At 70.6% G+C, this 24,989-nt stretch carries 24 protein-coding genes and 2 pseudogenes; 18 read left to right on the plus strand and 8 right to left on the minus strand.

Annotated elements, in window-relative coordinates; all coding sequences use genetic code 11:
• Nucleotides 1-140: 140 nt before the first annotated feature.
• From ACFW47_RS14120 to pstB, 7 genes are all read left to right on the plus strand, one after another.
• Nucleotides 141-2,390, plus strand: a complete 2,250-nt coding sequence (locus tag ACFW47_RS14120) for an RNA degradosome polyphosphate kinase (RefSeq protein WP_386280400.1) — start codon at nucleotides 141-143, stop codon at nucleotides 2,388-2,390.
• Nucleotides 2,371-3,564, plus strand: a complete 1,194-nt coding sequence (locus ACFW47_RS14125) for a CHAD domain-containing protein (RefSeq protein WP_386280397.1) — start codon at nucleotides 2,371-2,373, stop codon at nucleotides 3,562-3,564. Before ACFW47_RS14120 ends, ACFW47_RS14125 begins: the two co-directional genes overlap by 20 nt.
• 32 nt (nucleotides 3,565-3,596) lie before the next feature.
• Nucleotides 3,597-4,058, plus strand: coding sequence for an NUDIX hydrolase (locus ACFW47_RS14130; protein ID WP_386305921.1), 462 nt, complete (start codon nucleotides 3,597-3,599; stop codon nucleotides 4,056-4,058).
• A gap of 208 nt (nucleotides 4,059-4,266) precedes the next feature.
• The gene (pstS, locus tag ACFW47_RS14135) at nucleotides 4,267-5,394 is read left to right on the plus strand and encodes a phosphate ABC transporter substrate-binding protein PstS (protein ID WP_386280392.1); all 1,128 of its coding nucleotides are present in this window, start codon (nucleotides 4,267-4,269) and stop codon (nucleotides 5,392-5,394) included.
• 124 nt (nucleotides 5,395-5,518) lie between these two features.
• On the plus strand, nucleotides 5,519-6,532 hold the full coding sequence (gene pstC, locus ACFW47_RS14140; protein WP_386280389.1) for a phosphate ABC transporter permease subunit PstC: 1,014 nt from the start codon (nucleotides 5,519-5,521) through the stop codon (nucleotides 6,530-6,532).
• Nucleotides 6,529-7,587, plus strand: a complete 1,059-nt coding sequence (gene pstA, locus ACFW47_RS14145) for a phosphate ABC transporter permease PstA (protein ID WP_386280386.1) — start codon at nucleotides 6,529-6,531, stop codon at nucleotides 7,585-7,587. The genes pstC and pstA overlap by 4 nt, the downstream gene beginning before the upstream one ends.
• A 57-nt stretch (nucleotides 7,588-7,644) precedes the next feature.
• Nucleotides 7,645-8,421, plus strand: coding sequence for a phosphate ABC transporter ATP-binding protein PstB (pstB, locus tag ACFW47_RS14150; RefSeq protein WP_100046999.1), 777 nt, complete (start codon nucleotides 7,645-7,647; stop codon nucleotides 8,419-8,421).
• Nucleotides 8,422-8,535: 114 nt separating this feature from the next.
• On the opposite strand, the gene pitH is transcribed toward pstB, so the two are convergent.
• Entirely contained in the window at nucleotides 8,536-9,534 is a 999-nt protein-coding gene (gene pitH / locus ACFW47_RS14155) for a low-affinity phosphate transporter PitH (RefSeq protein WP_386280383.1), read from the minus strand.
• A gap of 7 nt (nucleotides 9,535-9,541) precedes the next feature.
• Nucleotides 9,542-10,162, minus strand: coding sequence for a DUF47 domain-containing protein (locus tag ACFW47_RS14160; RefSeq protein WP_030403626.1), 621 nt, complete (start codon nucleotides 10,160-10,162; stop codon nucleotides 9,542-9,544).
• A gap of 234 nt (nucleotides 10,163-10,396) precedes the next feature.
• On the opposite strand from ACFW47_RS14160, the gene ACFW47_RS14165 reads away from it, so the two are divergent.
• Nucleotides 10,397-10,783, plus strand: a complete 387-nt coding sequence (locus ACFW47_RS14165; protein ID WP_386305922.1) for a metal-sensitive transcriptional regulator — start codon at nucleotides 10,397-10,399, stop codon at nucleotides 10,781-10,783.
• Between the two features lie 23 nt (nucleotides 10,784-10,806).
• On the opposite strand, the gene ACFW47_RS14170 is transcribed toward ACFW47_RS14165, so the two are convergent.
• Both ACFW47_RS14170 and ACFW47_RS14175 read right to left on the minus strand, forming a co-directional pair.
• Nucleotides 10,807-10,989: a hypothetical protein gene (locus ACFW47_RS14170; RefSeq protein ID WP_386280379.1), complete on the minus strand. Its 183-nt coding sequence runs from the start codon at nucleotides 10,987-10,989 to the stop codon at nucleotides 10,807-10,809.
• Nucleotides 10,990-11,057: 68 nt separating this feature from the next.
• Complete coding sequence (locus tag ACFW47_RS14175; RefSeq protein WP_386305923.1) at nucleotides 11,058-11,933, minus strand: hypothetical protein; 876 nt, start codon at nucleotides 11,931-11,933, stop codon at nucleotides 11,058-11,060.
• Nucleotides 11,934-12,020: 87 nt separating this feature from the next.
• On the opposite strand from ACFW47_RS14175, the gene ACFW47_RS14180 reads away from it, so the two are divergent.
• Nucleotides 12,021-12,203: a hypothetical protein gene (locus tag ACFW47_RS14180; RefSeq protein ID WP_386280374.1), complete on the plus strand. Its 183-nt coding sequence runs from the start codon at nucleotides 12,021-12,023 to the stop codon at nucleotides 12,201-12,203.
• A 41-nt stretch (nucleotides 12,204-12,244) separates the two neighbouring features.
• On the opposite strand, the gene ACFW47_RS14185 is transcribed toward ACFW47_RS14180, so the two are convergent.
• The 3 genes and pseudogenes from ACFW47_RS14185 to ACFW47_RS14195 form a co-directional block, all read right to left on the minus strand.
• A complete protein-coding gene (locus ACFW47_RS14185) occupies nucleotides 12,245-12,955 on the minus strand; it encodes a phosphatase PAP2 family protein (protein ID WP_386280371.1) in 711 nt (236 codons plus the stop codon).
• 239 nt (nucleotides 12,956-13,194) lie between these two features.
• Nucleotides 13,195-14,214 carry an NlpC/P60 family protein gene (locus ACFW47_RS14190; RefSeq protein ID WP_386280368.1) on the minus strand — a complete coding sequence of 340 codons (1,020 nt, stop codon included), beginning with the start codon at nucleotides 14,212-14,214 and terminating at the stop codon, nucleotides 13,195-13,197.
• A gap of 216 nt (nucleotides 14,215-14,430) precedes the next feature.
• Nucleotides 14,431-14,846 (minus strand): annotated as a pseudogene (locus tag ACFW47_RS14195) (transposase); the annotation flags it as partial.
• Here ACFW47_RS14195 and ACFW47_RS14200 point away from each other — a divergent pair.
• The 7 genes and pseudogenes from ACFW47_RS14200 to ACFW47_RS14230 form a co-directional block, all read left to right on the plus strand.
• Nucleotides 14,833-14,922: pseudogene (locus ACFW47_RS14200) on the plus strand (DUF397 domain-containing protein); the annotation flags it as partial. The pseudogenes ACFW47_RS14195 and ACFW47_RS14200 sit on opposite strands and share 14 nt — an antisense overlap.
• Nucleotides 14,923-15,199: 277 nt before the next feature.
• Nucleotides 15,200-15,508 carry a membrane protein gene (locus ACFW47_RS14205; protein ID WP_019326783.1) on the plus strand — a complete coding sequence of 103 codons (309 nt, stop codon included), beginning with the start codon at nucleotides 15,200-15,202 and terminating at the stop codon, nucleotides 15,506-15,508.
• Between the two features lie 166 nt (nucleotides 15,509-15,674).
• Nucleotides 15,675-16,475 (plus strand): hypothetical protein, encoded by an 801-nt coding sequence (locus ACFW47_RS14210; protein ID WP_386305924.1) that lies wholly within the window; start codon nucleotides 15,675-15,677, stop codon nucleotides 16,473-16,475.
• The gene (locus ACFW47_RS14215) at nucleotides 16,465-17,817 is read left to right on the plus strand and encodes a hypothetical protein (RefSeq protein WP_386305925.1); all 1,353 of its coding nucleotides are present in this window, start codon (nucleotides 16,465-16,467) and stop codon (nucleotides 17,815-17,817) included. The genes ACFW47_RS14210 and ACFW47_RS14215 overlap by 11 nt, the downstream gene beginning before the upstream one ends.
• Entirely contained in the window at nucleotides 17,814-19,373 is a 1,560-nt protein-coding gene (locus ACFW47_RS14220; RefSeq protein WP_386280358.1) for an SCO6880 family protein, read from the plus strand. Before ACFW47_RS14215 ends, ACFW47_RS14220 begins: the two co-directional genes overlap by 4 nt.
• 12 nt (nucleotides 19,374-19,385) lie before the next feature.
• Nucleotides 19,386-20,798 carry an ATP-binding protein gene (locus tag ACFW47_RS14225; RefSeq protein ID WP_043382084.1) on the plus strand — a complete coding sequence of 471 codons (1,413 nt, stop codon included), beginning with the start codon at nucleotides 19,386-19,388 and terminating at the stop codon, nucleotides 20,796-20,798.
• 22 nt (nucleotides 20,799-20,820) lie between these two features.
• Nucleotides 20,821-22,290: a type IV secretory system conjugative DNA transfer family protein gene (locus ACFW47_RS14230; protein ID WP_386280354.1), complete on the plus strand. Its 1,470-nt coding sequence runs from the start codon at nucleotides 20,821-20,823 to the stop codon at nucleotides 22,288-22,290.
• Nucleotides 22,291-22,311: 21 nt separating this feature from the next.
• On the opposite strand, the gene ACFW47_RS14235 is transcribed toward ACFW47_RS14230, so the two are convergent.
• A complete protein-coding gene (locus ACFW47_RS14235) occupies nucleotides 22,312-22,875 on the minus strand; it encodes a GNAT family N-acetyltransferase (protein WP_386305926.1) in 564 nt (187 codons plus the stop codon).
• A gap of 94 nt (nucleotides 22,876-22,969) precedes the next feature.
• Between ACFW47_RS14235 and ACFW47_RS14240 the strand changes: the two genes are divergently transcribed.
• The gene (locus ACFW47_RS14240; protein ID WP_386280349.1) at nucleotides 22,970-24,226 is read left to right on the plus strand and encodes a sensor histidine kinase; all 1,257 of its coding nucleotides are present in this window, start codon (nucleotides 22,970-22,972) and stop codon (nucleotides 24,224-24,226) included.
• Complete coding sequence (locus tag ACFW47_RS14245; RefSeq protein WP_386305927.1) at nucleotides 24,223-24,888, plus strand: response regulator; 666 nt, start codon at nucleotides 24,223-24,225, stop codon at nucleotides 24,886-24,888. The genes ACFW47_RS14240 and ACFW47_RS14245 overlap by 4 nt, the downstream gene beginning before the upstream one ends.
• Nucleotides 24,889-24,989: the final 101 nt, after the last annotated feature.

Consider the following 24,989-nt stretch of genomic DNA (forward strand, 5'->3'; position numbering starts at 1 on the left):
CGTCATGTCCTCGTAACCGTCGATTCAGACTGCCTTGCGACCCTCGCCGAATGCAGCCGACCGTGCCGGAGCAACCAGGAGCAGGGCATCACGCGCCTTCCGACGCGCCTGTCCTGCGCGCTGCGCGGAAGAATGGGTTCATGAGGCAGCCGAACACCCAGGCAGAGGTCCAGCACCCGCAGCCCTCCGTGGGCTCCATCGCCGCGCACCGCCCGCACACGGTGGCCGCGACCGTCTCCGACCTGGAACCGGACATCGACGCCGACCTCGACGCGTACGAGGAGTCGGAGGAGTCCCAGGGGCTCCAGGCGGACGGCACCAAGCTCCCGCAGGGCCGCTTCCTGGACCGGGAGCGCAGCTGGCTCGCGTTCAACGAACGCGTGCTGGAACTGGCCGAGGACCCGAACACGCCCGTCCTGGAGCGCGCCAACTTCCTCGCGATCTTCGCCAGCAACCTGGACGAGTTCTTCATGGTCCGCGTCGCCGGCCTGAAGCGCCGCATCGCCGCAGGCGTCGCCACCCGTTCCGCCTCCGGCCTCCAGCCCCGCGAGGTGCTGGAGATGATCTGGGCGCGCTCGCGCGAGCTGATGGCCCGGCACGCCGCCTGCTTCCAGGAGGACGTGGCCCCCTCCCTCGCCGAGGAGGGCATCCACCTGGTCCGCTGGAGCGAGCTGGCGGAGAAGGAACAGGCCCGCCTGTTCACCCTCTTCCGGCACCAGATCTTCCCGGTCCTCACCCCGCTCGCCGTCGACCCGGCGCACCCCTTCCCGTACATCTCGGGCCTCTCCCTGAACCTCGCGGTCGTCGTCCGCAACCCGGTCACCGGCCACCGCCACTTCGCCCGGGTCAAGGTCCCCCCGCTGCTCTCCCGCTTCCTGGAGGCCTCCCCGGGCCGCTTCGTCCCCATCGAGGACGTCATCGCGGCCCACCTGGAGGAGCTGTTCCCGGGCATGGAGGTCCTGGAGAGCCACGCCTTCCGCGTCACCCGCAACGAGGACCTGGAGGTGGAGGAGGACGACGCCGAGAACCTCCTCAAGGCGCTGGAGAAGGAGCTGATGCGGCGCCGCTTCGGCCCGCCGGTGCGCCTGGAGGTCGAGGAGTCCATCGACCGCGAGGTGCTCGACCTCCTGGTCCGTGAACTGAAGGTCAGCGAGGCCGAGGTGTACCCGCTCCCGGGCCCCCTGGACCTCACCGGCCTCTTCCGCATCCACGGCCTGGACCGGCCCGAGCTGAAGTACCCGAAGTTCGTCGCCGGCACCCACCGCGACCTCGCGGAGGTCGAGTCCGCCTCCGCGCCGGACGTCTTCGCCGCCCTGCGCAGCCGCGACGTCCTCCTGCACCACCCGTACGACTCCTTCTCCACCTCCGTGCAGGCCTTCCTGGAGCAGGCGGCCACCGACCCGGACGTCCTGGCGATCAAGCAGACGCTGTACCGGACCTCCGGCGACTCCCCGATAGTCGACGCGCTCATCGAGGCCGCCGAGGCCGGCAAGCAGGTCCTGGTGCTGGTCGAGATCAAGGCGCGCTTCGACGAGCACGCGAACATCAAGTGGGCCCGCAAGCTGGAGGAGGCCGGCTGCCACGTCGTCTACGGGCTGGTCGGCCTGAAGACCCACTGCAAGCTGTCGCTGGTGGTCCGCCAGGAGGGCGAGACACTGCGCCGCTACAGCCACGTCGGCACCGGCAACTACCACCCGAAGACCGCCCGCCTCTACGAGGACCTGGGCCTGCTCACCGCCGACCCGCAGGTCGGCGCGGACCTCTCCGACCTGTTCAACCGGCTCTCCGGCTACTCCCGGCGCGAGACCTACCGCCGCCTCCTCGTGGCTCCGAAGTCCCTGCGCGACGGCCTGGTCTCCCGCATCCACAAGGAGATCCAGCACCACCGCGCCGGCCGTCCCGCCTACGTCCGCATCAAGGTCAACTCGATGGTCGACGAGGCCGTGATCGACGCCTGCTACCGCGCGTCCCAGGCGGGCGTCCCGGTCGACGTGTGGGTGCGCGGGATCTGCGCGCTGCGCCCGGACGTGGCGGGCCTGTCGGAGAACATCCGGGTCCGTTCGGTCCTCGGCCGCTTCCTGGAGCACTCCCGCGTCTTCGCCTTCGGAGGCGGCGGCGAGCCGGAGGTCTGGTTCGGCAGCGCCGACATGATGCACCGCAACCTCGACCGCCGGATAGAAGCCCTGGTCAGGGTCGTCGACCCGGCCCACCGGGCGGCTCTGAACCGGCTGCTGGAGACCGGCATGTCCGACTCCACCGCGTCCTGGCACCTCGGCTCGGACGGCGAGTGGACGCGGCACGCGACGGACCCGGACGGCCAGCCCCTGCGCAACGTCCAGGAGATGCTCATTGACGCCCGGAGGCGCCGGCGTGGCACAGCAACACCTTGAACCGACGGACCCCGCGGCCGCCGCCGGGCCGCCGCCGGCGCCCGCGGGCGGTGACGCCCTCGCGAGCTACCTGCGCGCCCAGGCCACGGAGTTCCTCCGCGCCCTGCGCCTGCACCGGGAGACCGGCGCGGGCGCGCACGCCACCGGGGCCCAGGGACCCGGAGCGCGCGGGGCCGGAGCACACGGCCGGGACGGGGCCCCCGCCCCCGACGGCCCCGTCGACGCGGCCCGCGCCCTGCGCCGCGCGGCCCGCCGCCTCAGCGGCACCCTGCACACCTTCCAGCCGCTGCTGGACGCCGAGTGGGCGGAGTCCATGCGCCCCGAGCTGGCGTGGCTGTCCGGCACGCTGGCGCTGGAGCACGCGTACGCGTCCCGGCTGGAACGCCTGCTCCAGGCCCTGCACCGGCTGTCGGGGACGGCGCTGTTCCCCACCCAGCAGCAGGCGGGCCGCACCACCCCCACCGTGTCCGCGCCCACCGGCGCGGACTCCCCCGCGCCCCTCACCGCCACCCGCCCGTCCCCCGCCGACCGCGGCAGCCTCACCGTGGGCGCGGCCAAGGCGGGCGCGCTGCTCGACCGCCAGCTGACCCTGGCCCGTACCCGGGCGCACTCCACGGCCCTCCAGGCGCTGGGCAGCAGCCGCTTCCACGCGGTCGCCGACAAGGTGGCCTTACTGGCCAGCGAGGTGCCGCTGAAGGACACCGCGGCGTCCACCACCGACCTGCGCCCCCTGGCCGCCGCGGCCCGGGACCGCCTCACCGACGCCGTGGCCGCGCTCCCGCTGGTCACCGCGGGCAGCCCGTACAACGCCCAGGCCCTGATCCACGGCCTCTCCCCGGACCCGGCGCCCCACCCCCAGGACGCCCAGTGGCACCAGGTCCGCCTGCTGCTGCGCCTGCACCGGTACGCGCTCGAGGTGCTGTCCGGCGAGCACGCCGACGGGACCGACGGCGGCACGGACGTACGCCTCCTGGCGGCCGGCGAGGCCCTGGACCGCCACCGCGACGCCTCCGAGGCCGCCGCTGCCGCCGCCCAGGCCGCGCGCACACCGCGCATCGCGCCCGCGACGGCGTACGCGCTCGGCGTGCTCCACGCCGACCAGCGGCATGAGGTGGAGGCGGCGAGGTACGCGTTCCAGCACAGCTGGCGCAAGGAACCCATCAGGCTGCCCTAGGCGCTCTCGCAGGACTGGAGGCGACACACACCGTGAGCCCCGACGAGGCCCCCGCGGACCCGGCCGCCGCCCACACCGCCGTCCGCGCGGCGGGCTGCGTCCTGTGGCGCCGCTCGCCCCGCCCCCCGGGCCTGGAGCTGTGCCTCGTCCACCGGCCGAAGTACGACGACTGGTCGCACCCGAAGGGCAAGCTCAAGCGCGGCGAGGACCCGCTCGCGGGCGCGCTGCGCGAGGTGGCGGAGGAGACGGGGTACGCCGCCGCGCCCGGCGCCGAGCTGCCCCGCGTGCGCTACCTCGCCGACGGCCGCCCCAAGGAGGTCAGGTACTGGGCGGCGGCGGCCACGACCGGCGCCTTCACCCCCTCCGACGAGGTGGACCGCATCCTGTGGCTGGCGCCCGCACAAGCCCGCGCCCGCCTCACCCGGCCCGGCGACCGCTCCCTCGTCGACGCCCTCCTCACGGCGCTGCCCGCCGGGACCACTCCGTGTCCTTGACGTAAGCGTTCCGTGACCTCACCGCACCGACCACAGGGGTTCACCCCGCGTTCATTTACGGCCATCGGCGGCTTCACCTGTTCTGCCTAATTTCGGCCTTACCGATACGGGACGCACCCCGAGAACGCGGCCGTATCGCCCAGTCTTCAGCGCAGTCCTCGCACGCCGCCGAATTCAGGACGGCGGCTCCTGGAAGGAACTCCCTCAAGTGAAGCTTCAGCGCAAGAACCGGCGGGCCCTCGCTCTCGGTGCTCTCGCCGTCTCCGGCGCCCTGGCCCTCACGGCGTGCGGCTCCGACGACACCGGCGGCAACAGCAACGGCGGCGACGCCAGCGCCGCCGCCAACAGCAACATCAAGTGCGACGACGCCAAGGGCCAGCTCCAGGCGTCCGGCTCGTCCGCGCAGAAGAACGCGATCGACGCCTGGGTCAAGCAGTACGTCGCGGCCTGCAACGGCGTCCAGATCAACTACAACCCGACCGGTTCCGGCGCGGGCATCACCGCCTTCACGCAGGGCCAGACCGCGTTCGCCGGCTCGGACTCCGCGCTGAAGCCGGACGAGATCGAGGCGTCGAAGAAGGTCTGCAAGGACGGCCAGGCCATCGACCTGCCGATGGTCGGCGGCCCCATCGCCGTCGGCTTCAACGTCCCGGGCGTCGACACCCTCGCCCTGGACGCCCCGACGCTCGCCAAGATCTTCGACAGCCAGATCACCAACTGGAACGACGAGGCGATCGCCAAGCTCAACCCCGACGCGAAGCTGCCCGACCTGAAGATCCAGGCCTTCCACCGCTCGGACGAGTCCGGCACCACCGACAACTTCACCAAGTACCTCAAGGCCGCCGCGCCCGACGCCTGGAAGTACGAGCCGGGCAAGTCCTGGGAGGCCAAGGGCGGCCAGTCCGCGCAGGGCTCCTCCGGCCTGGCCGGCCAGGTGAAGCAGACCCCCGGCGCCATCTCGTACTTCGAGCTGTCGTACGCCAAGGGCGGCATCAAGACCGTCGACATCAAGACCGAGGCCGCCGAGCCGGTCAAGGCCACCGTCGACAACGCCACCGCCGCCATCGGCGCCGCCAAGATCGTCGGCACTGGCAAGGACCTCGCGCTGGAGCTGGACTACACGCCGGCCGCCGACGGCGCCTACCCGATCGTCCTCGTCACGTACGAGATCGTCTGCGACAAGGGCAACAAGGCCGAGACCCTGCCCGCCACCAAGTCCTTCCTCAACTACATCGCCTCGGAGGACGGCCAGGGCCTGCTGAAGGACGCCGGCTACGCCCCGATGCCCACCGAGATCATCACCAAGGTCCGCGAGACCATCTCGGGCCTGAGCTGACCCGAGTGCGGTCCGGCCCCCGACCGGGGACCGGACCGCACCGTCCGGTGCACCGCCGCCAGGAGCCCGACGGGCTCCGCCCGAGCCGCCGTCACAGCGGCGGCTCCGCAGACCGGAGAACCCGATGGACATAACCACTGACCCCCAGAAGCCAGCAGCAGCCCCCGTACCGCACCAGCCCCCCGGCAAGGACGGCAAGCGCGCCACCCGCGGCGCCACCCGCCCCGGCGACCGGGTCTTCCTCGGGCTCTCCCGCGGGTCCGGCATCCTGGTGCTGGCCATCATGGCCGCCATCGCGGCCTTCCTCACCTACCGCGCCATCCTCGCCATCAGCGAGAACGAGGCCAACTTCCTCACCAGCTTCGAGTGGAACCCCAGCGGCGACCCGCCGCAGTTCGGCATCGCCGTCCTGGTCTACGGCACCGTCGTGTCGTCGGTCATCGCGATGGCCATCGCCGTCCCGATCTCGGTCGGCATCGCCCTGTTCATCACGCACTACGCGCCCCGCAAGCTGGGCGGCGTCATCGCGTACGTGATCGACCTGCTCGCCGCCGTGCCCTCGATCGTCTACGGCCTGTGGGGCGCGCTCTTCCTCGTGCCGCACATGGACGGGCTCTTCGGCTGGCTGGACGAGTACCTCGGCTGGACCGGCATCTTCGAGTGGAGCGGCGGCGCGCCGCGCTCGATGCTCACCGTGGGCGTCCTGCTCGCGATCATGATCCTGCCGATCATCACCAACGTCAGCCGCGAGGTCTTCCGGCAGGTCCCGCGCATGCACGAGGAGGCCGCCCTGGCCCTCGGCGCCACGCGCTGGGAGGTCATCCGGATGTCGGTGATCCCCTTCGGCCGCTCCGGCATCATCTCCGCCTCGATGCTCGGCCTCGGGCGCGCCCTCGGCGAGACGATGGCCGTGGCCATGGTCCTCTCGCCGACCTTCGACATCAACGCCAGCCTGCTCGACCCGGGCGGCGGCACCTTCGCCCAGAACATCGCCAGCAAGTTCAACGAGGCGACCGTGATGGGCCGGGACGCGCTGATCGCCTCCGGTCTGGTGCTGTTCGTCATCACGCTGCTGGTCAACGGCGGTGCCCGCATGATCATCGCTCGCCGCAAGGAGTACTCGGGGGCCAACGCATGAGCAACGCAACCCTCACCCCCAAGAGCCGCAGCTCCCTGCGCGGCGCCACCCTGCCCAAGTGGTTCCCGTGGGCGGTGGCGGCCGGCGCGACCCTCGCCGGCCTCGGCATCAGCACCGTGGCCGGGCTGAACAGCAGCATCCAGTGGGCCCTGATCGCCGTGGTCCTCTTCGTCGGCGGCACGTACGCCATCTCGGCGGGTGTCGAGGGCGGGCGGCAGGCCAAGGACCGGGTGGCGACCAGCATGGTCTGGGTCGCGTTCCTGCTGGCTCTGATCCCGCTGCTGTCCCTGATCTGGGAGACCGTCAAGCGGGGCGTCGAGGTCCTCGACGGCTACTTCCTCACCCACTCGATGGGCGTGGTCGCCGACTACGAGCCCGGCGGCGGCATCTACCACGCCATCCTCGGCACCCTGGAGCAGGTCGGCCTCGCCACCCTGTTCTCCGTGCCGGTCGGTGTGCTCACCGCGATCTACCTGGTCGAGTACGGGCGCGGCCGGCTCGCCAAGGCGGTCACGTTCTTCGTGGACGTGATGACGGGCATCCCGTCGATCGTCGCGGGTCTGTTCATCCTCAGCCTGTGGGTCCTCATCCTGGACATGGGCCCCTCCGGTGTCGCCGGTTCGTTCGCCCTGTCCATCCTGATGATCCCCGTGGTCGTCCGCTCCACCGAGGAGATGCTCAAGCTCGTCCCCAACGAGCTGCGCGAGGCGTCGCTGGCGCTCGGCGTGCCGAAGTGGCGCACGATCCTGAAGGTCGTCCTGCCCACCTCGATCGGCGGCATCGTCACCGGCGTCATGCTGTCCGTCGCCCGCATCACCGGCGAGACGGCGCCCGTGCTGCTGCTGGTCTGGGGCACGGACTTCATCAACGCGAACCCGTTCCAGGATCCGCAGGAATCGCTGCCGATGTACATCTACCTCCAGTACACCGCCGGTTCCGACCCCGCCTACGACCGTGCCTGGGCGGCGGCCCTGACGCTCATCGCGTTCATCATGATCCTCAACCTCGTGGCCCGCGGGATCGCCCGCTGGAAGGCCCCGAAGACGGGTCGCTGACGCGGCCGCGGCAAGAACAGTCAGCGATCCGGACACGCGAAAGAAGAAGTGATACCCATGGCCAAGCGCATAGACGTCAGCGGCCTCAACGCCTACTACGGCTCCTTCCTGGCCATCGAGGACATCTCGATGACCGTCGAGCCCCGCTCCGTGACCGCCTTCATCGGCCCCTCCGGCTGCGGCAAGTCCACCTTCCTGCGCACGCTCAACCGCATGCACGAGGTCACGCCCGGCGGCCGCGTCGACGGCAAGGTCATGCTGGACGACGAGAACCTCTACGGCGCCGGCATCGACCCGGTGGCCGTGCGCCGCGAGGTCGGCATGGTCTTCCAGCGCCCGAACCCGTTCCCGACCATGTCGGTGTACGACAACGTCGCGGCCGGCCTGAAGCTCAACGGCAAGTACAAGAAGTCCGAGATGGACGACGTCGTCGAGAAGTCGCTGCGCGGTGCCAACCTCTGGAACGAGGTGAAGGACCGCCTGAACAAGCCGGGCTCCGGCCTCTCCGGCGGCCAGCAGCAGCGCCTGTGCATCGCCCGCGCCATCGCCGTCGAGCCGAACGTCCTGCTCATGGACGAGCCCTGCTCCGCCCTGGACCCGATCTCCACCCTCGCCATCGAGGACCTGATCGGCGAGCTGAAGGAGCGCTTCACGATCGTCATCGTGACGCACAACATGCAGCAGGCGGCGCGTGTCTCCGACCGCACGGCGTTCTTCAACCTGGCGGCGGTCGGCCAGCCCGGCAAGCTGATCGAGATCGACGAGACGGAGCGCATCTTCTCCAACCCGTCGGTCCAGGCCACGGAGGACTACATCTCCGGCCGCTTCGGCTAGACCCCCACCCCGATCCCCTCGCGGTGCTGCATGGCGGTGCCACCGCGAGGAGCACAAAGGGCCCGCCCCCGTCGGGGGCGGGCCCTCTTGCCTGCCGCAGCCGCGGGTGAGCGGCTACAGGAACGCCAGATTCACGATCCAGAACGACACCGCCGCCACCACCGCGGCCGCCGGCATCGTGATGAACCAGCCCACGATGATGTTCCGCGCAACGCCCCACCGCACGGCGTTCACCCGCTTCGTAGCCCCCACACCCATGATCGACGACGTGATCACATGCGTCGTGGAGATCGGCGCGTGGAACAGGAACGCGGACCCGAACATGATCGAGGCCCCCGTGGTCTCCGCGGCGAACCCCTGCGGCGGATCCAGCTCGATGATCTTCCGCCCCAGCGTCCGCATGATCCGCCAGCCCCCCGCGTACGTCCCCGCGGACAGCATCAGCGCGCACGCGATCTTCACCCACACCGGAATGGGATCGCCGTAGTCCTCGACATCGGCGATGACCAGCGCCATCACCACGATGCCCATCGTCTTCTGCGCGTCCTGCAGACCGTGCCCCAGCGCCATACCCGCCGCGGACACCGTCTGCGCGATACGGAAGCCCCGCTTCGCCTTGTGCGGGTTGGCCCGCCGGAAGATCCACATGATGGCCGTCATCACCAGGTAACCGGCGATCAGACCGACCACCGGCGACACGAACATCGGAATGACGATCTTGTCGACGACCCCGTGCCAGTACACGGTCGTGCTCCCGGCCAGTGCGGCCCCCACCATCCCGCCGAACAACGCGTGCGACGAGGACGACGGCAGCCCGAAGTACCAGGTGATGAGATTCCAGACGATCGCGCCCACGAGCGCCGCGAAGAGAATCCCCATTCCCTTCGAGCCCTCGGGCGTCTCGATCAGCCCCTCACTGACGGTCTTGGCGACCCCGGAGCCGAGGAACGCGCCGGCGAGGTTCATGACGGCGGCCATCGCGAGCGCCGCGCGGGGCGTCAGCGCGCGCGTCGACACGGACGTCGCGATCGCGTTCGCCGAGTCGTGGAAACCGTTGGTGTACGTGAAGAAGAGCGCGACCCCGATGGTCACGACCAGTGCGAAGGTGTCCATGAAGGGGTCAGGACTCCTTGACCGCGATGGTCTCCACCGTGTTCGCCACGTGCTCGAACGCGTCGGCCGCTTCCTCGAGCACGTCGACGATCTGCTTGAGCTTCAGCACCTCGATGGCCTCGTACTTGCCGTTGAAGAGGTGGGCGAGCAGCTTGCGGTGGATCTGGTCGGCCTGGTTCTCGAGCCGGTTGACCTCGATCCAGTACTCGGTGAGGTTGTCCATGGTCCGCAGGTTCGGCATGGCCTCGGCGGTCAGCTCGGCGGCCCGCGCCAGCACCTCGATCTGCTGCTCGACGCCCTTGGGCAGTTCCTCGATGTTGTAGAGGACGACCAGGTCGACGGCCTCCTCCATGAAGTCCATGATGTCGTCGAGGGAGGAGGCGAGGTTGTAGATGTCCTCGCGGTCGAAGGGCGTGATGAACGAGGAGTTCAACTGGTGGAAGATCGCGTGCGTGGCGTCGTCACCGGCGTGTTCGGCGGCCCGCATACGCTCTGCGATCTCGGCCCGGGCGGATGCGTCCGCCCCGAGCAGTTCCATCAGGAGTTTCGAGCCCGTGACGATGTTGTCCGCGGAAGCGGCGAACATGTCGTAGAAGCTCGTCTCCCTGGGGGTCAGACGAAAGCGCACGTGGGGTCCTCGGGGTGCATCGGTTTCGGTCAGGCTGATGCTAGGCGCATCATCCGGCCACGGCTAACGGGCCGTCCCCCAGTGTCGCCCATCAGGAAGACTGATGAGCAGGGGGGCGACACCCGGGCGACAGCCAGGGTTTCCTCCCGAGGGCCCCTTACCCCGCAAAGTTCGTTACCATATACCCGCCAGGGGTATATGTCCGCTATCTGCCCAATCTCACAGGAGGACGCGATGACGACCACTGAGGCCGGCGCAGGTGCGCCCTCCCCCGCCGTGGACGAGGCGAACGAGGTGGAGACGGACGGCACGGACGTCGTGACCGACCACGACCGGGGCGTGCACGGCTACCACAAGCAGAAGGGCGAGCACCTCAAGCGGCTGCGCCGCATCGAGGGCCAGATCCGCGGCCTGCAGCGGATGGTCGACGAGGACGTCTACTGCATCGACATACTGACCCAGGTCTCCGCCTCCACGAAGGCCCTGCAGTCCTTCGCCCTGCAACTCCTGGAGGAACACCTGCGCCACTGCGTCGCCGACGCGGCCGTCAAGGGCGGCGCCGAGATCGACGCGAAGGTGGAGGAGGCCACGAAGGCGATCGGCCGCCTGCTGCGCACCTGACCCCGGGCGGCCCCGGCGAGCCGCTACCGGTCGGCCGGAGCGGACCTGCGCTCCTCGGCCACCCGCAGCACTTCGTCGATGCTCTCCAGACTGAGCCGCTCCCGGGCGGCCGACGCCGCGATGATCAGCTCGCCGCACAGCTCGATCTCGGCGAGGGCCACGTGGTCCTGTACCGCCGTACCGCCGACCGGAGCCACGCGCGTCACCTCGTCTCTGCCGTCACCGACTTCCTAGAGTAGGGAGCGGCCTACACACCGCGCATGGCACGGAAGGGCTAGTTCTTGTCGCCGCCCGGCCCCGCCGCGATCTTGCCGGCGTAGATGTCCTCGTCGTCCGGCAGCCGTACGCGGACGGCGGCGCCGAAATCGTAGAGCAGCGTCGTCGAGGAGACGTCGACGGTGCCCTCGTCCCGCCCGTTGACGAAGCTGAAGCGGTGCCGGACCTTGCGGATGCGGCCCTCGTCGTCGAGGTAGGCGTCGAAGGGCACCTCGGCGGTGGCGAACCCGTCGGCCGCCGCCGCCAGCGCGTCCTTGTTGCCGTCGGAGGCGCCCCGCGCCGCCCGCCCCAGGTCGGCGGTCCCCCGGTAGTGCCGCACCTCAGTCCCGCCGACCTCGGTCCGCCCCACGTACGTCGCCGTCCGCGTCCCCCGCAGCACCTCGGCGGCGGCGAAGGGGTCGGTCGCCCCTCCGGTCACGAGGTTCCCGTCGGACAGCGAGGCGGTCTCCACCCGCACCCACTTGTCGTCGGGCACGCCGGCTCCCCGGTTCTTCATGAACAGGGCCCCCGGTGCGAGCAGTTCGGTGATCGGCCGGTGCTCGCTCGCGCCCGCGGGGTCCTGGGGCAGCCGCACCTCCAGCCGGCCGAACCGCCGCTCGAAGTCGTAGACGCCCTCGCCCCGGATGGTCACCCGTGTCCCGCCGCTGGCCATCTCCATCGCGGTGCGCGCCTTGGCGCTCCCGGCGGCCACCAGCCGGTCGGCGGCCCGCTGCAGCACGGCGACCGGATCACCGCCGCCCGCGCCCCGGACGGCGGCTCCCTCCCCGGAACACCCGCTCCCGGCCAGCCACACACAGACCACGCCCCCGGCGACGGCGAGACCACCGACCCCCCTCCTGCCCCGCCGCTCCCTCTTCCGCTCCCGCCCGACCATCGCCACCTACCCCAGCCGTCACGCCCGCTCCGGACCCCCTGCCGACCCGGTTAACGAGGGGCAGGTGACGCCGGTAACGTGGACGGCGTGGCGCAGCAGGACGGGCTGGAAGCCCCCGGGGAAGCCCCCGGACCGGAGCCGGAACACCTCACGACGACGACCGAACAGGGCCGCTTCTGCCTGGCCCGCTGCAGCTGCGGCTGGCGCGGCCCGGCCCGCAGGGCGAGAAGCCAGGCCCGGACGGACGCGAAAACGCACGCGGCGGCCTGAAAGGGCCGCCGCGTGCGTTACCGAAGTGGGGGACGTCTGCCTCAGGCGGCGAGATCCCGCTCGTCCGCCTCGGCGCTCTCCTTGCGGGCCCCCGGAATCACGGCGCCGCGCCCGTCGGCACCGTCTCGCCCCCGCGCGCGCACCAGCCATCCCACCCGGGGCGACCGCTCGACGGCACGGGTCAGCGGCGTCAGCAGCGCCATGGCGACCGGCGACAGCAGCAGCGCGACCGCCGTACCGAGGGCGAAGCCGCCGATGACGTCCGTCGGGTAGTGCACGCCCATGTAGACCCGGATGAAACCGCCGAACAGCGCCAGCACGATCGCGCCGAGCCCGAACTTCCGGTTGGCGACGAACAGTGCGACGGCGAGCGCCATGCACAGCGTCGCGTGATCGCTGACGAACGAGAAGTCGTCCTTCCCGGCGACCAGCACTTCCAGCCCGTCATGGGTCTTGAACGGCCGTGGCCGCTCCACGAAACCCCGTATCGGGACGTTGACCAGCACCGCGACACCGGCCGCGAGCGGCGCCCACACCAGCGCGGCCACCGAGGACGCCGCGTCCTCACCGCCCCGCCGCCGCACGCCCCACCAGCACCACAGCACCATCAGCACGATCGCGAACAGCAGTCCGTACTCACCGACGAACTCCATGACCCGGTCGAACCAGTGCGGCGCGTCCTTGGCCAAACCGTTGATGTCGTAGAGCAGCTCGACGTCGGGGTTCGACCCGGATTCGGCGAGTCCAGCCATGGTGCTGCGGCCCCTTCGTCATGTCCTGCGGCGCACTGTGCGCACGCCTTTCCTCTGCCACCCCCGTGGTCAGTAGATCCGCCGGCTCCTCTTGTCCCGCACACCTACACGACAACAGGAACGCACGGCCCCCGTTGATACGTTCCACACTCCACTGAATGATCACGCAGACGTTATCGAAGAGAGACACGTCGTCGCAGCTCAGGGCACGGGTTCACGCTGTGTCCAAACCATGGCATTCACACCGTGGTGGGCAACGCTTTCGCGCCATCTTCCGTCACCCGGGTCGCCCCGAAGTAGTCCGGCGTGTCGATCGGGTCGAACCGGATCACGGCGCCCGTCCGCGGCGCGTCGATCATGTACCCGCCGCCGACGTAGATCCCCACGTGCCGGATCGCCCGCGAGTTGGTGAGGTCGTCCGAGAAGAACACCAGGTCCCCCGGGAGCAACTCCTCCCGGCTGGGATGCGGCCCCGCGTTGTACTGGTCGTTGGCCACCCGCGGCAGCGTGATCCCCACACTCTCGTACGCCGCCTTGGTCAGTCCCGAACAGTCGAACCGCCCACCCTGATCAGCCGTCCCGTTACCGCCCCACAGATAGGGCGTCCCGAGCTTCTCCTGCGCGTAGGCGATGGCCCCGGCGGCCTGCTCGGAGGGGTCGACGCGCCCCTCGGGCGCCGCGAAGCTCTTCTCCAGGCTCCGGATGACCTTGACGTAGTTCTGGGTCTCCTTGTACGGCGGCACGCCCTGGTACTGGATCACCGCGCCGGCCCCCGCGTTGTAGGAGGCCAGCATGTTCTCGGTCGGGTTGCCGGGCACGTCCTTCACGTAGGACGCGAGGGTGCAGTCGTACGACGCCGCCGACGGGATGGCGTCCGCCGGGTCCCAGACGTCCCGGTCCCCGTCACCGTCCCCGTCGATCCCGTGCGTCGCCCACGTCCCCGGGATGAACTGCGCTATGCCCTGCGCGGCAGCGTGGCTCTGGGCCTTCGGGTTGAAGCCGCTCTCCTGGTAGAGCTGGGCGGCGAGCAGCGCGGGGTTGATGGCGGGACAGAGATTGCCCCACTTCTGCACGAGCGGCTGGTACGCCGCGGGAACGGACCCCTTCGCGAGCCTCTTCGACCCGCTCCCGACGCCGTTGGCCAGATTCCCGGCGACCACGTAGACGCCCACGACGAGCAGCATCACGAAGCCCATCCCGAGGGCAACCGCGACACCGGCCCCGACCCACAACTTCCGCATGGCCCAACTTTCCCCCATGTCGGGGCCGTTCAATAACACTTTCCAGCCATGTCGCGCACCTCTTCGGGGCGGCTTCGGGACTCGGCCCACAGCAGCTTGCCTCCCATCGACGCGTCCAGCTCACGCAGCACGGACACGCCGACGGCGTCGGCGCAGGCCCGCACCAGTGCCAGCCCACGCCCGGCGTCCGCCGGGGCCGCGGTGCCGGGCTGCTCCCCGTCCCGGAAGCCGGGTGACCTTGGCGTGGGCGCGAGCGACCTTCAGGCGGGCCTTGGCACGGTTCTTCGATCCTTTCTGCTTGCGGGTCAGCTCCCGCCGGGCCTTCTTCAGCTCCTTCTCCGCACGCCGCAGGAAGCGCGGGGAGTCGATCTTCGTGCCGTCGGAGAGGACCGCGAAGTGGGTGAGGCCACGGTGACGGACGAGGGCGTGGAGGGCAGGCTGCGGGCGTTGGCGGTGAACCGGACCGACTGCCGGGCCTCCTTGCGGCACTTGAAGCGAGGCCGTCCACTCCTGGCTCCTTTGCGGCCGCCCTGGAGGAAGGCGAAGAAGTTGCGGTACGCGGCCTCGGCGTCACGCGGAGACTGCTGAAGCACCACCGCGGACACCCCCGTACGCGTCCGCGGTCCCGGCGCCCGAGATGCCGTCGTCACGACGGGCCGTCAGGAGTGGGACGCCTTCGTGCTCGGCGTGAAGGCCGGCGAGTTCGATCACTTCGTGGGTGCGTAGAAGGGTCCAACGACACAACCACGCGACAGGTTGCGCTCCAGCATCATTGCTAGGCGTAACATGCCGTGATACACAGAGTGACCATACGACTCATCGCACACCGGTCCGCCCGGCCCTCTTAGGGGTCGGCGCGGGCCGGTGGCAAGCTATCCGTACGAAACCTGCCAATCAATGACGCCAAGTCGACATACGACGGCGGATTTGTCGGCGACAATGAGGCCTGACCTCTGCATGCCCGCAGAGGATGCGGAACTACCCAACAGGGGCGGTGACTTACATGCTCTTTGCGGCCGACGAGGGAGACATCAACACCATCATCGGGGGGATCGCTCCGGACTGGGGCCCCTTCGGTGCGCTGGGAGCCGAGGCGAAGACGATGGTCCAGGTCGTCATGGCCGTTGCGATCCTGCTCTGCCTCGGCATCGCCATCTGGGGCGCCGCCAAGCAGCGCATCGGAGCCACGGCCCTGAGGGACACCTTCAGCGCCGAGCAGGGCAAGGGTCTCATCATCGCCGGGCTGACGGGCGTGTTCATCATCGGCTCCCTCGGCACGCTCTTCACCATCGTGTACGGGATGGCCGTATAGCCACGCTCACGTCCGTTCCTCACCCTCCACCCCACCCGCCCGTCGTGCCAACCGGCTGAGGTTGCGTTTCCCTGATGTCGAGTCACCACACCGCGCCCGCGCGGGAACCAGCACGGCTACCGTCGTACTTCTACGGCAGACACGACGTCGAGGGGGCGTACGCGGCATGAGTCTCGGAGACGACCACGAGTCCTCCGGCGGTTACGGCGGCACGAGCGGGACGCGGATGCGGCTGCCCGAGGACGAGGGCGGACACCGGCGCGGCGGCCGTTCGTCGTCCAGAAGCCTGGTCACCGTGGTCGGCGTCGTCGTCCTCCTCATCGCCGCGATCGCCTTCGCGAACCGTGGAGGAGGGGACTCCGATTCCGCCGACGCGGCCACGGACAAACCGAAGACGTCATCGACGGCCCCGTCCGGAACCGCGCCGGTCCAGTCGGGCTTCGCCCATGACGAGCAGGGGGCGCAGAGCGCGGCGGCGAACTATGCGGTGGCTTTGGGGTCGGCCGACATGTTCGACAAGGCCAAACGCCAGGACATCGTGAACACCGTCTATGCCCCCGACGTCGCTGCTTCCCGGCAGGCCGATTTGGAGGAGGCCTACTCGAGCCCGAAGTTCCTGTCCAACATCGGGCTCGACAAGAACGGCAAAGCGCCCGGCGGTCAAACGTTCGTCTCGCGCGTGATCCCGGTTGGTACCAAGGTCACGGAGTCAAGCGCCGACAAGGCCACCGTCGAGGTCTGGTACACGTCGCTCTTCGGGCTGTCCGGTGGCAAGTCGACCAACCCGGTCACCGAGAGCTGGTACACCACCACCTACCAGCTGACTTGGACCGGCAACGACTGGAAGGTCATCGACTTCCAGCAGAAGGACGGCCCGGTGCCGATCGGGCGCGATCAGCGGGCCTCCGCTCCCGACGAAATGTCGAAGGCCGTCGAGGAGTTCGGAGGGTTCACCTATGCGCGCTGACCAACGCCTTCTCAAGGTCACGACCGTCCTTGTCTCCGTACCGGCGGCCATGGCGCTCCTGGCGACCCGCGCGGCCGCTGCTCCGACACCGACCCCAAGCCCGGCCGACAGCGACGATCCCTGCGACCTCATCCGCGGCCCCGCCAAGGACTACTGCGAAGACGGAAACTCCGGCACAGGATCCGGCGGCGGAGCCGACACCCCCGGCATCACCTCCACCCTCGACCCCCTCTCCTCCCTCGCCAAGGGCTGCGCCGACGCCGCCGCGTGGACCGTCGACAAGCTCAGTGCCGCCGTCGAGGACACCGCGAACGTCGACTTCACGAACCCGAAGTTTCTCCAGCAGTACGCCGTCGTCTTCGCGGCGTCGACCGTCCTCACGCTCGTCCTCTGGCTGCTCGCGGTAGCGAAGCGTGCCGTGCGCGGCGTCCCCCTCAGTACCGCGCTCTCCGAGGCCATCGGGTTCCTCTGGCTCACCGTCCTGGCGTCGGCGTTCACGCCGCTGATCCTCTACACGGTCGTGTCCGCGACCGACGGCGTCACGGACGTCCTCGCCCAGACCACCGGCGACCAGACGAACACGTTCTTCGGCACGTTCTCCGGCGCCCTGAAGAAGGGCGAGGACATCGGCGGCGGACCGATTATGCTGATCGTCGTCTCCCTGGTGTCGATTCTCGCCGCCGGCGTCCTGTGGCTGGAGCTGGTCATCCGCGCCGCGTTGCTCTACGTCGGCGCCCTGCTCGGCACCGTCGTCTACGCCGGCCTGGTCGACAAGAACCTGTGGGGACACGTCCGCCGCTGGGCCGGGATCATGATCGCGGTCATCCTCGTGAAGCCCGTCATCGTCATCGTGCTCGGGCTCGCCGGGGCGCTCTCCGCCGACGACGGGCCGGACGCCTTCTCCGCCGTCGTCTCCGGCCTCGCGATCATCCTGCTCGCCATCTTCGCGTCCGCGATGATCTACCGTTTCGTCCCCGGCTTCGGCGACGAGATCGCGAGCGGCCGCAACAACCGGATCATGCAGGGCGCCGAGGGCAAGGCCGCCGCCGTGATCAGCTCCCCGGCGAACCTCGTCGCCCAGGGCATCAGGACCCACAGCTCCCGCCACAACGGCGACGGCGGAGGCGGCGGCAGCCAGAGCGGCGGCTCCTCCTCCGCGTCCCGCCCCTCCAACCCCGCCTCCGGCGGAGTCGCCGCGCACAGCTCGCGCCCCTCGAACGGCGGCGGCGGAACTGTCCCCTCCGCCGCACCCGCACCGCGCTCCGGCAGCCCGGTGAACACCCCGCACGCCAGCAACAACCGCAACAGCAGCACCAAGAGCACAGGAGGTGACGGGCGTTGACGACCGAGTCCCACGTGTCCCATCCGGTCACGCCCCGCCGTACGTATCTGATCGGCCGCGCCCGGCCGAACGCGATCGTCGGCCGCAACCGCGAGACCGGTGAGATCGCGCTGATCGTCGTCGGCGCGTTCCTCGGCATGATGTGCGGGCTCCTCGTCCCCGTCCTGACCCTGCGCATCGTGCTGCTCGTCGGCTTCCCGATGCTCGCGCTGGCGGCCGTCTACGTGCCGTACAAGCACCGGACGTTCTACCGGTGGTTCGAGATCAACCGCAGTTACAAGCGGACACTGCGCAACGGCACCACCTACCGCTCCGGCGCCATCGAGGCCGGCACCCGGCTCGACGGCCGGGAGGTCGAGGTCGGCCCGCCGCCCGGCATCGGCCGCATCACCTGGCTTGCCGCGCCCTTCGGCCCGGACGAGATCGCCGTACTCCTGCACGCCGACCGCAAGACGGTGACGGCCGCGATCGAGATCGAGGGCCCCGGCGTCGGCCTGCGCGACTCCGAGGACCAGGAAGCCCTCGTCGACCGCTTCGGCACCCTGCTCAAGCACGTGGCCAACGGCGACGGCTTCGTCACCCGCATCCAGATGCTCGCCCGCACCCTCCCGGCCGACCCCGACGCGCACGCCAAGGACGTGGCCCAGCGCGGCGACGACAAGGCGCTCCCGTGGCTGCAGCAGTCGTACGACCAGCTCCAGTCGATGGTGTCCACCAGCAGCGAGCAGCACCGCGCCTACCTCATCGCCTGCATGCACTACACACGCGAGCTGGCGGCCGAGGCCAACGCCATGGCCCGCGCCGCCCGCCCGCAGAACGGGCGGAAGCTGGACCGGGACGCGGGCCTGGCGGTGGTCATGGCGCGCGAGCTGACCGACATCTGCTCGCGCCTCCAGGAGGCCGACATCCGCGTACGCCAGCCGTTGGGGCAGGGGCGGCTCGCCTCCCTCATCCACGCCATGTACGACCCGGACCACCCCATCGACCACATCCAGGCGATGACCAAGCGCAACGCCTGGCCGGCCGAGCTGGACGCCATGGAGCCCACCTACCTCCAGGCGAAGACCCGTGAGTCCTCCACCCGCGCCCCCTGGTGCCACGCCACCGCCTGGATCAAGGAGTGGCCGATGACCCCGGTGGGCGTCAACTTCCTGGCGCCCCTCCTGGTCCACACTCCGGACGTCATCCGCACGGTCGCCGTCACGATGGACCTCGAGCCCACCGAGGTCGCCATCGAGCGCATGCTGACCGAGAAGACCAACGACGAGGCCGAGGCCTCCCGCGCCGCCAAGATGAACCGCACCGTCGACCCGCGCGACATCGCCGCCCACGGCCGCCTGGACCAACGGGGCGAGGACCTCGCCAGCGGAGCCGCCGGCGTCAACCTGGTCGGCTACATCACCGTCTCCTCCCGTTCCCCCGAGGCGCTGGCCCGCGACAAGCGGACGATAAGGGCCTCGGCCGGTAAGTCGTACCTGAAACTGGAGTGGTGCGACCGTGAGCACCACCGCGCCTTCGTGAACACACTTCCGTTCGCCACCGGCATCCGAAGGTAGGGGCTGAGCCTGATGCGGGACCCGCTGACCGTCCTCACCGAAGCCTTCACGTCCTTCCTCTTCGGGAAGGTGGAGACGACCCGCCTGCCCGTCCGCACCTCCACGGGCCAGGCGCAGGCCGTCTACCTGCCGACCGCCGCCCCCGGCCTCGGCGACTCCGGCGTGATCATTGGCCGCGAGGTCTACTCCGGCAAGGGCTACATCTACGACCCCTTCCAGCTCTACGGCCAGCAGCTCCCCGCCCCGCACTGGCTGGTCCTCGGGGAGTCCGGGAACGGCAAGTCGGCGCTGGAGAAGACGTACGTCCTGCGACAGCTCCGCTTCCGCGACCGCCAGGTCGTCGTCCTGGACGCCCAGGGCGAGGACGGCGTCGGCGAGTGGAACCTCATCGCCGAGGAGCTGGGCATAACTCCCATCCGCCTCGACCCGATGGCCGCCCTGGACCACGGCATCCGGCTCAACCCGCTCGATCCGGCGATCACGACGACGGGCCAGCTCGCGCTGCTGAGGACGATCATCGAGGTCGCGATGGGCCACGGCCTCGACGAGCGCTCCGGCTTCGCGCTCAAGGTCGCGCACGCCTACGTCAACGAGACCATCGTCGAACGCCAGCCGGTCCTCACCGACATCGTCGAGCAGCTCCGCCACCCCGAGCCGGAGTCGGCCGAGGCGATGAACGTCGCCATAGACGACGTACGGGCGTGGGGCCTGGACGTGGCGCTCGTCCTCGACCGCCTCGTCGACGGCGACCTGCGCGGCATGTTCGACGGCCCGACGACGGTCGGCATCGACCTCGACGCCCCGCTCATCGTCTTCGACCTCTCCCACATCGACCGCAACTCCATCGCCATGCCGATCCTCATGGCGATCGTGGGCGTGTGGCTGGAGCACACCTGGATCCGCCCCGACCGGAAGAAGCGCATCTTCCTGGTCGAGGAGGCCTGGCACATCATCAACAGCCCGTTCGTGGCCCAGCTGTTCCAGCGGCTGCTGAAGTTCGGGCGGCGGCTGGGCCTGTCGTTCGTGGCGGTGGTGCACCACCTGTCGGACGTCGTGGACGGCGCGGCGGCCCGGGAGGCCGCGGCCATCCTCAAGATGGCCTCCACCCGGACCATCTACGCCCAGAAGGCCGACGAGGCACGGGCCACGGGGCGCGTCCTCGGCCTGCCACGCTGGGCCGTGGAGATCATCCCCACGCTCACGCCGGGCATCGCGGTCTGGGACGTGAACGGCAACGTCCAGGTGGTCAAGCACCTGATCACGGAGACCGAACGCCCGCTGGTCTTCACCGACCGCGCGATGACCGAGTCCTCCGCGGACTTCACCGACGACGCCCTGCGCGCCGCCGAACTGGAGGCGGAGGAACGGGCGGCGGCGTTCGTGGAACAGCACATCGGCGACTCGTCCGAATCGACGGTGGCCTAGGCGAGGGGGAGGCACGGGGCAGATGAGACCGGACGACCAGCGGCGGAGCGGCCAGGGCGGCGGCATCCCGGACGGCCTGCTGCTCGGCATACTCGCCTTCCTCCTCGGCACGACCCTGCTGGTGTGGACGGCGACCGGTCTCGCCGCTCTGTTCGCCCACGGCTCCTGGCCCGCCGGCGTCACCTTCACCGGCACGCCCCCGGCCATGCGCCACCTGATCGCCGAACCCCACGACATCCCCGGCGCCTGGCCGGACGCGCCCGCCTCCGGCCTCTCCGGGTGGGGGCTCTTCTGGGGGCTTTTCATCGGCCAGCTGATGGTGCTGGTCGTGCTGAGCGTGTTCGTGATGGGGACCGTGGCGCGGTGGCGTGCGGTACGGCGGCGACGGCGGGCCGAGGCGAGGACCACGGCGAGGACGACGGCCGTACGGGAGCCGGAGCAGGTTCAGGAGGTGCCGACCCCGAGGGCACCGCAGGCACCGCAGCAGCCGGTGCCGGCACCGGCGGAGGAACCCCTCACCTCTGTGGCCGACGGTAAACGACTGGGCGGGTGGGAAACCCCCCGCGCCGAAGGCACGGTCCACTACGGCCCCCCGGACGCCCGCGCCGAAACCGCCGCAGACGCCCTGCGCGCAGCGGAAGGCGCCGCCCTCGTCATCACCTCGAACCCGGCCCTCTGGTCGGACACCAAGGACGCCCGCGCCAAGCTCGGCCCCTGCCACCTCTACGACCCCGGCCACCTCTGCGACACCCCGGCCCGCCTCCACTGGTCCCCCACCACCGGCTGCGAGGACAGACAGACGGCCACGGCCCGAGCGGCCGCCCTCCTCGCGCCGGTCCGTCCCACCGCCCGGCTCGACCAGGCCCTCGGCGACACCGCCGAACTGCTCCTGCGCAGCTACCTCCACGCCGCCGCCATCGACGGCCGCACCGTCCGCCACGTCCACCGCTGGTCCCAGGGCCTGCAGATCCAGGACGCCGTACGCATCCTCCGTACCAACCCCAAGGCGGCACCCGGCGCCGCGGGCGAACTCGAAGGCGCCCTCACCGCCCACCCCGACCGCCGGGACATGGCCCAGCAGCTGACCACCCGGGCCCTGGCCGCCCTCTCGACGGTCAACATCCGCGAAGCCTGCACCCCCAACCGAACTGATGCCCTCGCCTTGGATTCCTTCGTGCACGAACAGGGAACCCTTTACGTGGTGGGTGAATCCATCGAGGACCCTCGGACGAGCCCCGGCGCGATGCCGCTGCTGACGGCGCTCGTCTCAAGCGTGGTCGAGAGCGGCCGGCGCATGGCCGAACGGTCATCCTCCGGTCGCCTCGACCCACCACTCACCCTGGTCCTGGACGACGTGGCCGCCGTCGCGCCGCTCCCCCAGCTCCCGGAACTGCTCACCACCGGAGCGGACCTCGGCCTGCCGACCCTGGCCCTCCTCCGCTCCCGCGAACAGGGCCGCGCCCGCTGGCCCCACGACGAACTCCCGGTCTGAGCCCGCGAACACACGGCCGCGTCAGCGCTCGACCGCGAACTCCCACTCGACCTCACCGGGCTCCCCGCCCACCAGCGGCACCGTCCGCCCGGTCGGCGCGAACCCGGCCTTCCGGTAAGCGCCCTGCGCCCGCCCGTTGTCCGGGTGGACGATGAGCCGCACCCGCTCCAGGCCGCACGCCCACGCCCACTCCAGCCCGGCGGCGAAGAGCGCCTTGGTCAGCCCGCTCCCCCGCCACTCGGGCCGTACGAACACCCCGACCACGTGCCCCTGCCGCCGCTCCACGGGCAGCCCCGCCCAGTCGGTGGTCCCGGCCTCCTCGACCAGGACGGCCAGCGTGCCGAGCCACAGGCCCTCCGGCCCCTCGGCGACGAACTGCCGCGCCCCGGACGCGCCCTCGGCGGCCTTCGCCGCCCGCTCCCGCCAGTACGAGTCCGGCCGGCCCGCGGCGTCGTCGTACGTCTCCAGGAACGCGAGGTGCGCCAGCGGGTCCCGCAGCGCTCGCAGCCGCAGTTCCTTCACGGCGGGCCACTCGTCGGCGCGTATGGAGCGGATGACGTAGTCACCGGGGACCGAGGCACTCATGCGGGCCACCGTAATACCCCGGTACTACGCCCCTCACCTCATATACGGCCCCGAGGCGGACGCCCGCCCGGCCCGAAGGCCCGACGATGTCCGGATGGAGCCCGTGACCGAGGAAAGAGCCGCCGACCCCCTCACCGAGCACGTCCAACGCGTGGTCCGCCGGGTACGGGCCTTCGACCGACGCCGACCGCTCGTCTGGGATCTGCACCTCACCGCCCTCTGGGTCACGGCCGGCCTCATCGACTACACCGGCGGCGGCTGGCGCAGCATCGCCCACAACCTGGACGTGCCCGGCTGGCTGCTGCTCGTCATGACCCTGGGCTTCACCATCCCGCTCCTGTGGCGCCGCAGCCACCCGGGCGCGGTACTGCTCGCGATGGCCCCGGTCGCCGTCGTCAACGCCTGGACGGGCGCCATCCTCCAGGCGGCCATGCTCCAACTCCTCGTCGTCTTCCACATCGCCCTGCGCCTGCCCCTGCGTGCCCTGTGCTGGGCGACCCCCCTGGTCCTCACCCAGGTTCTCGTCTCGGCCGTCCGCTACGGGGACGGCGCGGGCTCCTGGAACCAGCAGCTCGGATCGCAGCTGCTCTCCATCGGCGTGGCGGCTCTCATCGGCGTCACGGTCCGCACCCGACGGAACTACACCGCCGCCCTCGAGGACCGCGCCCGCCGCCTGGAGGTCGAACGCGACCAGCAGGCCCAGCTCGCCGCCGCCGCGGAACGCGCGCGTATCGCCCGCGAGATGCACGACATCATCGGCCACAACCTCTCCGTCATCACCGGCCTGGCGGACGGTGGCCGGTACGCCGCCGCCAAGTCCCCGGAGCGCGCCGCCCAGGCCCTCGACGCGATCGGCGACACCAGCCGCCAGGCCATGGGCGAACTCCGCCGTCTCCTCGACGTCCTGCGCGACGACGAGCAGAGCCGCCCGGGACCGGCGGAGCTGGCTCCCCAGCCCACCCTCACCGACCTCGCCCCACTCATCGACGGCGTCCGCCGGGCCGGCCTCCCCGTCCGCGCGACCGTCCACGGTCGGCCCGACCTCCCCGCCGGCCGTCAGCTCGCCGTCTACCGCGTGATCCAGGAGGCCCTGACCAACACCCTCAAGCACGCGGGGCCCGACGCCACCGCCGACATCACCCTCTCCTACGGCGACGGTGGCGCCGTCACCCTCACGATCACGGACACGGGCCGCGCCGCCCGGCCCGGCGCCCCGACCGACGGCCGAGGACTTCCAGGGATGCGGGAGCGGACCGCCCTGTACGGCGGCACACTTGAGGCCGGCCCACGCCCCCGCCCCGAGCAGGGCTGGCGCGTCCACCTACACCTCCCGGAGGAATCCCCGCAGTGACCACCGTCCTCATCGCCGACGACCAGCCCCTCCAGCGGTTCGGTTTCCGGATGCTCCTGGAGAGCCAGGACGACATGACAGTCGTCGGGGAGGCGGCCAACGGCTCGGAAGCCGCCCGCTCGGCAGCCGAACTCCACCCCGACGTCGTCCTCATGGACGTCCGCATGCCGGGCCTGGACGGCATCGAGACCACCCGCCGCATCGTCGCCTCAGGAGGCCGCAGCCGGATCCTCATCCTCACCACCTTCGACCTCGACGAGTACGCCTACGCCGGTCTGCGCGCCGGCGCCTCCGGCTTCCTCGTCAAGGACGCCCAGCCCGAGGAGCTGCTCTCCGGCATCCGGGCCGTGGCAACCGGAGACGCCGTGGTGGCCCCGAGCCTCACCCGCCGCCTGCTCGACGCCTACGTCCACCACCTGCCGGCTCCCGAGGACACGCAGGATTCCCCCGATGCCCGCCTGGCCGCCCTCACCGAACGGGAGAGCGAGATCCTGCGTGCCCTGGGCCTCGGCTGGACCAACACGGAGATAGCGGAGCGCCTGCATCTGGCCGAGTCGACGGTGAAGACGCACGTGGGCCGCGTCCTCGCCAAGACCGGCTCGCGCGACCGCGTCCAGGCGGTCATCCTGGCGTACGACACGAAACTCGTGACACCGTCCTGAAAACCTCCTGAAATGCAGAAAGCCCCGCACCGTTCCCGGTGCGGGGCTCTCTCGCAATAATTGTTCGGCGGCGTCCTACTCTCCCACAGGGTCCCCCCTGC

This window comes from Streptomyces sp. NPDC058796, assembly GCF_042745235.1.
Classification (GTDB): domain Bacteria; phylum Actinomycetota; class Actinomycetes; order Streptomycetales; family Streptomycetaceae; genus Streptomyces.